Below are 12,085 nucleotides of genomic sequence, written 5' to 3' on the forward strand. Positions count from 1 at the left end.
ATTATAAACCTAAGCTCTTGCGTTTTTCATCCGCACTGATGTTGAGGACAAAGCCGACACAAATCGAAAGCATCAGCAAACTGGAGCCTCCTTGACTTAAAAATGGGAACGTGATCCCTGTCAAAGGAATAACACCAGTGATTCCTCCAAGATTGACAAATACTTGGATCAAAAACATTGCGCCGATCCCTATGCACAAAAGCGAATTGAACGGATCTTTTGAACGGATACCTACAAGGACAATGCGCACAATCATAAAGAATAGCAACGCTAATATCAAAATCCCCATAATCACTCCAAGTTCTTCCACTACGATTGCATAAATAAAATCGGTTTGTGCTTCTTGTAAAAATCCTTTTTTCTGGATACTGTTACCTAATCCCCTGCCAAATAGTCCTCCGTTGAACATGGCATAGTAGCCGTTGACTAGTTGATGCCCTTTATTTAATTCGTCTGAGAAAGGATTTTGGTAAATAGCAAATCGATTATAGATATACTGTAAACGTCCAGGTAAGATCTTTCCGTTTGTGATATTGATCAGCCAGATCGTAAAAGTACTTAAACAAAAGCCTCCTACTCCTACAATCAAAGTATACACATAATTGACTCCGCTGGCTAAAAGCAGAACCAAAATAATCAAAAAGATAACTGCCGCATTACCAAAATCGGGAAGAATAGCGACTAATGCAGTAAGTCCGATAACCATTGCAAGTGGACGTTTCACAGTCCCAAGAAAATCTTTTTGTACACTGTTTTGTCTTTTAGATAAAGTCAGAGACAGATACCAGATAGAAATGATTTTTAGGTATTCGGCAGGTTGGATCGTGAATCCTGCAATTTGTAGCCAACCTTTCGCCCCATTGATCTCCTTACCGAAAAACACAACAATCAGCAGCAAAATCGTCAAAACTGCGATGGCTGCCATGATCAAACGCTGGTTTTTCAAAACATCTGTTTTCATTTTATAAAGTAGTGCGATAGCAATCAAGCTAAGCACCCAAAAAATACTCTGGTTAATGACTGATGCGGACGGATTTTGTCCGTTTTCTAATAATAGATACGACGTAGAACTATATACCATGATCAACCCCAATACACATAAAATTAAATAGGGAATCAAGATGCTATAGTCTAATAGATGCCTTTTTTTCACTTTCTTAGGCAAGTCTATTCCTCCTTGCCAACTTCTTTTTTATCATAATTTTCTTGGTAAACCTCACTATATAACTGATTCAATTCTCGTTCTAGCTCACTTAACATCAGCTGACCCTCGTTCTTTCCGATTACTCCTATACGGACAGCAAAACCGACTTGCCGGGAAAAGCCGTACATCTGTGTATCTACCACTTCTTCGAAGGCTTTGCATTGTGAGATACAGAGACTGTTGTTTTGATTTCGGATTAATCGTTTGATCCGTTCTGCTTCATCATTTAATACTTGGATCGCAAGTTTTTTCGACAAAGAATCCATCTGTGCTTACCTCCCATTCTAATTCCTTAATTATAACATATTTGATTTTCATAAGAAGCAAAAAAAACAGATTTAACCAGTTGTTTTTATTCATTTTTACGTATTCGTTCTTTCTACTTATCCAGAACGTTAGAGTCCGCATTTTTTATCCGAGATAAAAAGGCTTCGCCATATTTATCAAGCTTGCTTTGGCCAACTCCTTTTATCTGAAGCATCTCCAATCTGCTTGATGGACGTATTCGGCTCATTTCTTTCAATGTGGAATCTGAAAATACGACATACGGGGGAACGCCTGCTTCTGATGCTAGATCCGTTCGCAGTTCCCGCAGCACTTCAAATAGTGTATCGGTTTCTTCATCCGATAGCTGCTGAACTTTCTTGGGTTCCTTTCGATAAACAGATTCTTGTCCTTTCAATACTTGTATCCCTCTTTCTGTTACTTTCAAAACAGGATACTCGCCATTGATGGTCAGAAGATAGCCATTCGATATCAAATATTCAATTAACTGCATCGTTTCTTTTTGCGATTGGTTTTTCATCAGTCCATAGGTAGATAAATGTCCAAAACCTAAAGCTTGCAACTTTTGTTCTTTCGATCCTGCTAAGACTTTCATCAGCATTTGTTTACCATAGTTCTCACCCATACGTTTTAAGCAAGAAAGAACCATCTGTGCTTCTGTCGTTACTTCTACTATTTCTCTGTCATCTAAACAGTTACCACAACGGTTGCACGGACTGCTTGTCTCGCCAAAATAGTTTAGGATGTATTGCTGAAGACAGGACTCAATATACACGTATTCTGTCATCGCTTTTAATTTTTCATATTCTTTTTGCTTTTGCCCTTCTTCTCTTTGGGACTGCTGGATAAAAAACTTTTGGACTTGGATATCTTGAGGAGAGAAAAGCAGAATGGCTTCGCTGGAAAGACCATCTCTTCCCGCCCGACCAGCTTCCTGATAGTATGCTTCTAGAGAGCCAGGAATTTGATAATGGATAACAAAACGGACATTGCTTTTATTTATACCCATACCAAATGCATTTGTCGCTACAATCAGCTGCAAGCGATCATATAAAAAGGCTTCTTGCATTTCTGTTCGCTCATTCTCATTTAGACCACCATGATATCTACCCACGGAAAAATCGAATTTTTTAAGCAAATGATAGAGACGGTCTACTTCTTTTCTCGTTGCTGCATAAATGATACCAGATTGATTTTTGTTGATCTTTAAATATTCGATTAGATATTGTTCTTTTTTTTGATCTTTAATTACTTGAAATCGTAGATTTTCTCGTTCAAAACCAGTCTGAATATGGTTGTTTTCTGGAATTTTTAAAAGTCTTTTTATGTCAGCAGCTACTTGCACAGTCGCTGTAGCTGTCAAAGCAACAATTACAGGACGATTTGGCAGTTGATCTAGCTGGTTCGCCATCTGTAAATAACTTGGGCGGAAATCATGCCCCCACTGAGAGATACAATGTGCCTCGTCAATAGCGATCATACGGACGTTCCATTGCTTCATTGCTTGGATAAAATCTGGCATGATAAAACGTTCAGGAGCGATATAAAGTAAACGGTACTGCTGTCTATCGATTTCTTGGAAGCGTCTAGCTGTTTCGTAACCATCTAACGAGCTATTGATAAAAGTGGCGGGTATACCTAATTGATTCGCCGCGTCCACCTGATCCTTCATCAAAGAGATTAAAGGGGACACAACCACAGTAAGCCCATCTAATAGTAAAGCTGGAAGCTGGTAACAGATTGATTTCCCACTTCCGGTAGGCATGATTCCTAATACATTTTCCTGATCAATGACTTTCTGGATAATTTCTTTTTGACCAGGTCTAAACTCATCATAGCCAAAGTATTGTTTTAATAAGTCGTTCATCTTCCCGCTCCTTTCTCTTGCCATTTTACTTCGATTTTCTTCGAAGGACAAGTTGATCTCCTTTCGTGAAACATTATCTTATTATGAAACAAAAACTCTCTAGAAATAAGTTTTTTAAACGTCTTTTAAACATCTTTTGGCGTATTTTCTGAATTTATGTCCATTGACAAAGATGACTTCTCCACAGAAAAGAGTTGGACAAAAAAAGAAACCAGCTATTTTTTATAACAAGCTGGTTTCTCTCTTCATCCTTTTACAGATTATTTTTTCTTTTTAGATGCTTTTTCACGAGCATTTTTCTCTAAAATTTGTTTTCTCAAGCGAATGCTTTCTGGTGTTACTTCGCAATATTCATCATCATTCAAGAATTCCAAAGATTCTTCCAACGTCAATTGTTTTGGTTTTTTGATGACAGATGTTTGGTCTTTAGTAGCAGACCGTACGTTTGTCATTTGTTTTGCTTTCGTGATGTTGACGGTCAAATCATTATCACGGCTGTTTTCCCCGATAATCATTCCTTCATATACTTCTGTACCTGGTTCTACGAAGACTGTACCGCGTTCTTCGATACTCATGATAGAATAAGTCGTTGCTTTTCCTGTATCGATCGAAACAAGCGCCCCTTGGTGACGTCCGCCAATTTGACCAGGAAGCATTGGCAGATATTGGTCAAAAGTATGGTTCATGATTCCGTAACCACGTGTCATTGAAAGGAATTCAGTTGAATAACCAATCAAACCGCGGGCAGGTGTTAAGAATGTCAAACGGATTTGTCCGTTTCCTGTATGGACCATATCTTGCATTTCACCTTTACGTAAGCTCAAGGACTCGATAACACTACCCATATATTCTTCTGGTGTATCGATTTGCACGCGTTCAAACGGTTCGCATTTTACACCGTCGATTTCTTTTTCAATAACTTCTGGACGAGATACTTGCAATTCGTATCCCTCACGGCGCATGTTTTCAATCAAGATAGACAAATGCAATTCTCCACGACCAGAAACTGTCCATGCATCTGGAGAGTTTGTTGGTTCAACTCGTAAGGATACATCTGTTTGAAGTTCTGCCATCAAACGTTCTTCAATCTTACGAGCGGTTACGAATTTACCTTCTCGACCGGCAAATGGTGAATTATTAACTAAGAAAGTCATTTGCAATGTTGGTTCGTCAATGTGAAGGATAGGTAACGCATCTTGATGATCCACAGGAGTAACTGTTTCACCGACAAAGATATCTTCCATACCTGAGACAGCAATCAAGTCTCCAGCTTTTGCTTCTTGAATCTCTAGACGTTTTAGTCCAAAGAAACCAAATAATTTCGTTACACGGAATTTCTTAACTGTTCCGTCTAATTTAATTAATGCTACTTGGTCTCCTACTTTGATTGTTCCTCTAAATACACGTCCGATTCCGATACGACCTACATAATCGTTGTAGTCAAGTAATGAAACTTGGAATTGTAATGGTTCGTCGCTGTTATCGACAGGAGCAGGGATTTTTTCAATAATTGTATCAAAAATAGGTGCCATGGTTGGTTCTTGATCTGCTGGATCATCTGACAAGCTTGACGTACCATTTAGTGCAGATGCATAAATCACAGGAAAGTCTAACTGATCATCATCTGCTCCTAATTCGATGAATAGTTCAAGAACTTCATCTACGACATGCTCAGGACGAGCAGAAGGTTTGTCAATCTTGTTTACGACAACGATTGGTGTGATATGTTGTTCCAATGCTTTTTTCAATACAAAACGTGTCTGAGGCATTGTTCCTTCATACGCATCTACGACCAACACAACGCCGTCAACCATTTTCATGATCCGTTCTACTTCGCCACCGAAGTCCGCGTGTCCTGGAGTATCCATGATGTTTACGCGAATTCCTTTATAGTCTACAGCTGTGTTTTTGGCTAAAATCGTGATACCACGTTCTTTTTCTAGCGCATTTGAGTCCATCGCACGTTCTTGCAATTGCGTATGTGCGTCTAATGTATCTGATTGTTTTAATAGTTCATCAACTAATGTTGTTTTTCCGTGGTCAACGTGGGCAATAATTGCGACGTTACGGATATCGTTTCTATAATTCAATGTAACTAACTCCTTTTTTATTGGTTCTTTATGACAGGGCAAATTTTACTCGACTGCTAATTATAGCAGACTTTTTTCATGAAATATAGTAAAATGTTTTCATTTTTTCGAGAAAATTAATCTTTTGCCCGTTTTTATCATTTTTGTGAATGATTTCTACCTTTTTTTCAGCCTTCTTTTTTCAAAAGGTCTGCGATTTCTGCATATGCACAAGAAGTCCCTGCTAAATAGTATTCCCTTTTTTCAAATGTCAAAGGAGTACCAAAAAGACCGCTTGTTACCATACCAAACTCTTCCAATAAGACATTTCCCGCTGCATAATCCCAAGGGCTAAGGTTTGAAATATAAGCAATGTGGTTTCCTTTCAAGATTGCCACTAGTTCAAGACCAGCGCATCCGTACATACGTGTCCCCATGCTGCTTTCCGCAATTTCTCGGATTCCATATTTATTATGACCGAAAAGATAACTATTCACACCAAGTAAGCCTTCCGATAAGGATTTATTTGCTGGTCTAGGCAATGGCTCATCATTTTTATAAACGCCTATTCCTTTTCCACCCCAAAAAAGTTCATTTCTCATCACGTCATAAATGAAACCAAGCTTTCCAACGCCGGATTCATAAACAGCGAGCATAATACAAAAATTTTCCCCTTCAATCACAAAATTCAAGGTGCCATCAATAGGATCGATGATAAAGACTCTTCCATCGAGATCCGATAATTGATTACACCCTTCTTCTTCTGCCAATATTTTTGCCTCTGGATCAAAGGAATGGATTTTTTCGATTAGAAAATTCTGGATGTTTCGGTCGACATTTGTCACTAGATCCGTTCGATTTGATTTTTGCGAGATCGTTAATGTTTGTTGAGAAGATTTGATTTTCTCACCAGCTTCTTCAAGCCAGGACTTGATATGATCAATCATCTGTTCCATTTATCTCACCCGTTCATTCTCAAAGTTTTGTTTGGATTTTTTTTTGCTTGCTGCACTGTACGATATAAAGAATAACCGGAAGCTTTTTCAAATTCCCGTCCCAATCGTTTTTCCTCACCAATGGATTTGACAACAGTTTTAAACTGCTGATAAGTCTTCAAAAAAGCTTCATTGTTTATCCCTTTTTCATTCGCACGTTCCAGATCTTCCCACATCTTCATTACAATGACCATTTCGTCTGTTGTCCAATCTAAATCAAGTGGATACTGATATTCTTGCATCTTCAACTCTCCTATTTCATATTCCTCTTCAGTGTAGCATAGGAAGTGGTAATAAACCAAGAAGTTGTCATATTTTTAAGTTTACATAATAATATTATTGATAATTCTAAAAAACAAAACGCAACTGATTTTTCAGTTGCGTTTCGCCTGTACTATTCAAATCAAATATGGATTGGTAAACCTAATGCTAATTCCGAAGCATCCATGACGATTTCGCCAAGAGATGGATGCGGATGAATCGTCAAGGCGATATCTTCAGCATTCATTCCTGATTCGATGGCTAAAGCTAATTCAGAAACCATATCACTTGCGCCGACTCCACCGATTTGCGCCCCAATAAGCACGTTATCTTCAATCGTCGTGACTAAACGGATGAATCCTTCCGTTTTACCTAGCGATAATGCTCGACCGTTCCCTGAGAATGGGAATTTATATGCTTTCGCTTCGATACCTGCGTCTTTTGCTTCTTTGATCGTCATACCTACAGAAGCCAATTCCGGATCAGTAAAGGCAACTGCTGGCATTGCTTTATAATCTACAGCTACTTTTTTGCCAGAGATTGCTTCAGCAGCGATTTTTGCTTCGTAACTAGCTTTATGCGCTAATGCCGCCCCTGGAACGATATCACCGATGGCATAGATATTAGGTACGTTCGTACGTCCTTGTTTATCTACTGTGATCAATCCACGTTCTCCTACTTCGACACCCGCTTGTTCTAAGCCCATATCATCCGTATTTGGACGACGTCCTACAGTGACCATCACATAGTCAGCAGTAACAGATTCTTCTTTCCCGTCCACTGCATATTTCACTGTCACACTGTCACCGTTATCGACTGCTTCTTTTGCCATCGCATTCGTTACGACTGTTACACCTTTTTTCTTGAAATCATCTTCTACTAATTTTACGAGATCTTTTTCGTAAGTTGGTAAAATTTGTGGTGAGCCTTCAAGGATCGTTACTTCTGCTCCTAAGTTTGCGTACGCTCCGCCCAATTCGGCACCAATCACACCGCCACCGATGATCACAAATTTCTTAGGTACTTCTTTCAATGCTAATCCGCCAGTAGAATCTAACACACGTCCGCCGAATTTAAATCCTGGAATCTCGATTGGACGGGAACCTGTTGCAATGATTGCGTTATTGAACGAATAAGTTTGAGCTGAATCTGGATGAATGACGCGTAGTGTGTGATCATCTACGAAGAACGCTTCGCCTTCGATTGTTTCAACCTTATGTTTTTTTAATAGAAAACCAACACCAGAAGTCAACGTATGGACAACTTTGTTTTCTTTCCATTCTTGTGTTTTCGCAAAATCTAGTTTGACATTTTCGCTAGTTACTCCAAACATTTCGGAATCTAGTGACTCTTGATAATGGTGTCCCGCAGCTATCAATGCTTTTGAAGGAATACAGCCGACGTTCAAACAAACACCGCCAATATACTCTCTTTCAATGATTGCTACTTTTTGTCCCATTTCAGCAGCACGGATGGCAGCTACATAGCCGCCAGGTCCCGCACCGATTACAACTGTATCTAATTCTACAGCAAAATCTCCAACTACCATTTGTTTATCATCCTTCCATCATTAATAGCTCTGGATCAGCTAAAAGACGTTTGATATTGTTCATTGCTTGTTGCGCAGTTGCTCCATCTACGATACGGTGATCAAAACTTAGTGATAGTTTCATCACACGACCGACAACGATTTCGCCTTCAGCGTTTACGATTGGTTGTTGCGCAATCGTTCCTACACCTAAAATAGCTACTTCTGGATAGTTGATGACTGGTGTAAACCAACCGCCACCTACAGATCCGATATTGCTGATCGTAATTGTTCCATTGCGCATATCTTCTGCAGATAGTTTGCCGTCATGAGCTAATTTTGCTTTCTCATTGATTTCATCTGCAATAGCAAACATTCCTTTGCGGTCTGCATCTTTTACATTTGGTACATATAATCCGTGATCCGTATCTGTTGCAATACCGATATTGTAGTAATGTTTATAAACGATTTCTTGGTTTGCATCGTCAATAGATGCATTTAATACTGGGTATTTCTTAACAGTCGCTGTTAAAGCTTTCACGACATATGGCAAGAAAGTAAGTTTCGTACCATTTGCAGCAGCTACTTCTTTGAATCGTTTCCGATTATCCCATAGTTTAGACACTTCTACTTCATCATGCAATGTCACGTGTGGAGCTGTATGCTTACTATTGACCATTGCTTTAGCAATAGCTTTACGTGTTGGTGTCATTGCTACACGCTCTTCCAAATCTCCTAAGTTGGACTTGAATGGTTTTGCTGGTTCAGCGGGTTTGCTTTCTGCTGCAGGAGCTGCTTCTTTCGGAGTTGCCGCTTCTGGCGCTTCTGATTTCGCTGGTGCGCTGCTTGGAGCTCCTGCCAAGAAGTTTTCGATGTCCTCTTTTGTTACTCTGCCACCTTTTCCAGTTGCAGTTACTTGTGAGATATCTACATCTTTTTCACGGGCAAATTGACGAACAGATGGCATAGCCAATACACGTTTATTTGGATCGGCAGCTTCAACGACACTTGCTGAACCTGATGTTTCCACTTTTTCTTTTGGTGCTTCAGCTGATGGCGCACTAGTTGACGGTGCACTATTGTGTCCAGGAGCATCGATTTCTACTAATACATCCCCAACATTTGCTACAGTGCCTTCTGGAACAATCACGTTTTTAACTGTCCCTGTGACAGGTGACGGAATTTCTTCTACTGATTTGTCATTTTGAACTTCTAGTAATGTATCATCTTCATTGATCGTATCTCCTGGTTTGACGAACCATTTGACGATTTCACCTTCTGCGATTCCTTCACCGATATCCGGTAACTTAAATTGGAAGACTCCTTCGCTTGACGATCCAGCTGATTCTGTATCAACAGTGGGTTCAGCAGCCGGTTTAGCTGGAGTTTGGGATTCTGCGGCTACACCACTGTCCCCTTCATTGTCTTCGTGTCCAGGAGCATCGATTTCTACTAATACATCCCCAACATTTGCTACGGTACCTTCTGGAACAATCACATTTTTAACCGTTCCTGTAACAGGTGACGGGATTTCTTCTACTGATTTGTCATTTTGAACTTCTAGTAATGTATCATCTTCATTGATCGTATCTCCTGGTTTGACGAACCATTTGACGATTTCACCTTCTGCGATTCCTTCACCGATATCCGGCAATTTAAATTGATAAGCCATGACTTTGTTTCGTCCCTTCTTTTCTTAAAATTCCGCGATTTCTTTTACTTTGTCTTCGATATCTTTTGCATTTGGCAACCAGACATTTTCTGCTTGTCCAAATGGGAAGACTGTATCAGGTGCAGAAACTCGTCCGATTGGGGCTTCTAATGAAAGGATAGCGCGTTCTGAGATCTCAGAAACTACTTGCGCGGCAACGCCCGCTTGTCGTTGTGCTTCTTGGACAACAACTACGCGACCAGTTTTTTCCACGGATTGAATGATCGTTTCTACATCTAATGGCGCAACTGTACGAAGATCAATGATTTCAACAGAGATATTTTCTTTTGCAAGATTGTCTGCTGCTTTGATTGCTTCACGCACCATTGCCCCGTATGTGATAATAGATACATCTGTTCCCTCACGAGTAACTGCTGCTTTATCCAAAGGAACTTCGTAAGCTTCATCCGGCACTTCTTCTCGGAATGAGCGATATAGTTTCATGTGTTCTAGGAAAACAACCGGATCGTTACTTCTAATAGAAGAAATCAATAGTCCTTTTGCATCATAAGGGTTGGAAGGAATCACTACTCGAATACCAGGAGACTGAGCGATCAAACCTTCTAAATTATCCGAATGCAATTCTGGTGTATGAACACCGCCACCAAATGGCGAACGAATTGTGATGGGTAGATTTCTAGTGCCGCTCATTCGATATCTTGTACGAGCCATTTGAGCTACTACTTCGTCCATTGCTTCGAAAATAAAACCAAAGAATTGGATTTCAGGAACTGGACGAAATCCTTCTAACGCAAGACCGAAACTCAATCCTGCGATTCCAGATTCAGCTAAAGGAGTATCGAATACTCGGTCTTCTCCGAACTTTTCCTGCAATCCTTCAGTTGCCCGGAAAACTCCTCCGTTTTTCCCAACATCTTCACCAAAAACAACGACATTCTCGTCATTTTCTAGTTCAAGTGCTAAGGCATCTGTGATTGCTTGGATCATTGTTTTTTGTGCCATGATTATTTCGACTCCTTCGCTTCATAAATTGCAATTTGTTCTTTGATTGATTGTGGAGATACTTCGAACATGTTTTTCAAGAAATCTGAAACCTTTTGTTTTGGTACTTTGTCGGCTTCAGCAATAGCTGCTTTGATTTCTTCTTTAGTTGCTTCGATGACTTGTTCTTCTTTTTCTTCAGACCAAAGTCCTTTTTCCGTCAAATATTTTCGGAAGCGGATCAATGGATCTTTTTTCTGCCAATCGTCATCTGTGTCTTTTGTACGGTAGCGGGTTGGATCGTCACCAGATAGTGTATGTGGTCCATAACGATAAGTCAGTGTTTCGATTAGGACTGGTCCATTTCCACTGATCGCCCATTCCCGTGCCATTTTAGATACAGTATATACTGCAAGCGGATCCATTCCATCGACTTGAATACCAGGAATCCCAGCTGCGACAGCTTTTTGTGCAAGTGTTTTTGCTGCAGTTTGTTTTTCACGAGGTGTAGAGATCGCATACCCGTTGTTTTGGATATAAAATACGGCATTTGCATGGTAAGCGCCAGCGAAATTGATTGCTTCGTAAAAATCACCTTGTGATGAACCGCCATCACCAGTATAAGTGAAGACGACATTTTTCTTGTTTCGTTTCTTCAAACCTAATGCAACACCGGCTGCTTGTACATATTGTGCACCGATGATGATTTGTGGTGGTAGAGCTTTCAATTCTTCCGGATAAGAATTACCTGCAGCATGTCCTCTAGACCATAAAAAAGCTTGAGATAAAGGTAAACCATGTTTTACTAGTTGAGGTACATCCCGATAACCTGGAAGAAGAACATCTTCTTTATCAAATGCATAAGCACTAGCCAGCTGACTTGCCTCTTGTCCGGCAGTTGGTGCAAAAAAGCCTAGGCGTCCTTGGCGGTTCAGCGCTGTTGAACGTTGGTCTAATACACGAGACCATACCATATGAGTCATTAATTCAACGAGTTCATCATCGGATAAATCAGGTACTAAATCTTTGTTAACTACGTTTCCATCTTGATCAAGTGCTTGATATACTGGGAAATCTGCATTGACTTCATCTAGCAGTGCTTGGAAGTCGATCGGTGCTTTTTTGTTTGCCATTTGTCACACATTCCTCTCTCATCTATAAGAAAATCTCTTCATTCTGCGATTGAAACAGCGAATAAAACTGTATCACTATTTAACCGTCTT

Annotated in this window: 10 protein-coding genes; all 10 read right to left on the minus strand. The window is 40.0% G+C overall.

Features of this window, described 5'->3' with window-relative positions; genetic code table 11:
- Window position 1: 1 nt before the first annotated feature.
- The 10 genes from OS138_RS05380 to pdhA all read right to left on the minus strand — a co-directional run bounded on the left by OS138_RS05380 (window position 2) and on the right by pdhA (window position 11,995).
- Entirely contained in the window at window positions 2-1,165 is a 1,164-nt protein-coding gene (locus OS138_RS05380; RefSeq protein WP_087625752.1) for an FtsW/RodA/SpoVE family cell cycle protein, read from the minus strand.
- 2 nt (window positions 1,166-1,167) lie between these two features.
- Window positions 1,168-1,470, minus strand: coding sequence for a YlaN family protein (locus OS138_RS05385; RefSeq protein WP_002298990.1), 303 nt, complete (start codon window positions 1,468-1,470; stop codon window positions 1,168-1,170).
- Window positions 1,471-1,583: 113 nt separating this feature from the next.
- On the minus strand, window positions 1,584-3,356 hold the full coding sequence (gene recQ, locus OS138_RS05390; protein WP_325069779.1) for a DNA helicase RecQ: 1,773 nt from the start codon (window positions 3,354-3,356) through the stop codon (window positions 1,584-1,586).
- Window positions 3,357-3,616: 260 nt separating this feature from the next.
- Complete coding sequence (typA, locus tag OS138_RS05395) at window positions 3,617-5,446, minus strand: translational GTPase TypA (RefSeq protein WP_002288735.1); 1,830 nt, start codon at window positions 5,444-5,446, stop codon at window positions 3,617-3,619.
- Window positions 5,447-5,613: 167 nt separating this feature from the next.
- The gene (locus OS138_RS05400) at window positions 5,614-6,381 is read right to left on the minus strand and encodes an inositol monophosphatase family protein (protein ID WP_002295483.1); all 768 of its coding nucleotides are present in this window, start codon (window positions 6,379-6,381) and stop codon (window positions 5,614-5,616) included.
- Window positions 6,382-6,386: 5 nt separating this feature from the next.
- Window positions 6,387-6,662, minus strand: a complete 276-nt coding sequence (locus OS138_RS05405) for a UPF0223 family protein (protein ID WP_002292206.1) — start codon at window positions 6,660-6,662, stop codon at window positions 6,387-6,389.
- A gap of 161 nt (window positions 6,663-6,823) precedes the next feature.
- The gene (gene lpdA, locus OS138_RS05410) at window positions 6,824-8,230 is read right to left on the minus strand and encodes a dihydrolipoyl dehydrogenase (RefSeq protein WP_002289686.1); all 1,407 of its coding nucleotides are present in this window, start codon (window positions 8,228-8,230) and stop codon (window positions 6,824-6,826) included.
- 7 nt (window positions 8,231-8,237) lie between these two features.
- Complete coding sequence (locus OS138_RS05415; RefSeq protein WP_002300399.1) at window positions 8,238-9,881, minus strand: dihydrolipoyllysine-residue acetyltransferase; 1,644 nt, start codon at window positions 9,879-9,881, stop codon at window positions 8,238-8,240.
- A gap of 24 nt (window positions 9,882-9,905) precedes the next feature.
- Window positions 9,906-10,883, minus strand: a complete 978-nt coding sequence (locus OS138_RS05420; RefSeq protein ID WP_002289688.1) for an alpha-ketoacid dehydrogenase subunit beta — start codon at window positions 10,881-10,883, stop codon at window positions 9,906-9,908.
- Between the two features lie 2 nt (window positions 10,884-10,885).
- Entirely contained in the window at window positions 10,886-11,995 is a 1,110-nt protein-coding gene (pdhA, locus tag OS138_RS05425; RefSeq protein ID WP_002289692.1) for a pyruvate dehydrogenase (acetyl-transferring) E1 component subunit alpha, read from the minus strand.
- Between the last annotated feature and the right edge of the window lie 90 nt (window positions 11,996-12,085).

This window comes from Enterococcus sp. E5-37, from assembly GCF_035726925.1.
GTDB classification, from domain to species: Bacteria; Bacillota; Bacilli; order Lactobacillales; family Enterococcaceae; genus Enterococcus_B; species Enterococcus_B faecium.

Excerpts from the sequence above, each read along its gene's own strand:
- OS138_RS05405 (WP_002292206.1), bottom strand. The coding sequence starts at position 6,662 with ATGCAAGAATATCAGTATCCACTTGATTTAGATTGGACAACAGACGAA.
- pdhA (WP_002289692.1), bottom strand. The coding sequence starts at position 11,995 with ATGGCAAACAAAAAAGCACCGATCGACTTCCAAGCACTGCTAGATGAA.
- OS138_RS05385 (WP_002298990.1), bottom strand. The coding sequence starts at position 1,470 with ATGGATTCTTTGTCGAAAAAACTTGCGATCCAAGTATTAAATGATGAA.
- OS138_RS05420 (WP_002289688.1), bottom strand. The coding sequence starts at position 10,883 with ATGGCACAAAAAACAATGATCCAAGCAATCACAGATGCCTTAGCACTT.
- recQ (WP_325069779.1), bottom strand. The coding sequence starts at position 3,356 with ATGAACGACTTATTAAAACAATACTTTGGCTATGATGAGTTTAGACCT.
- OS138_RS05400 (WP_002295483.1), bottom strand. The coding sequence starts at position 6,381 with ATGGAACAGATGATTGATCATATCAAGTCCTGGCTTGAAGAAGCTGGT.
- lpdA (WP_002289686.1), bottom strand. The coding sequence starts at position 8,230 with ATGGTAGTTGGAGATTTTGCTGTAGAATTAGATACAGTTGTAATCGGT.
- OS138_RS05415 (WP_002300399.1), bottom strand. The coding sequence starts at position 9,881 with ATGGCTTATCAATTTAAATTGCCGGATATCGGTGAAGGAATCGCAGAA.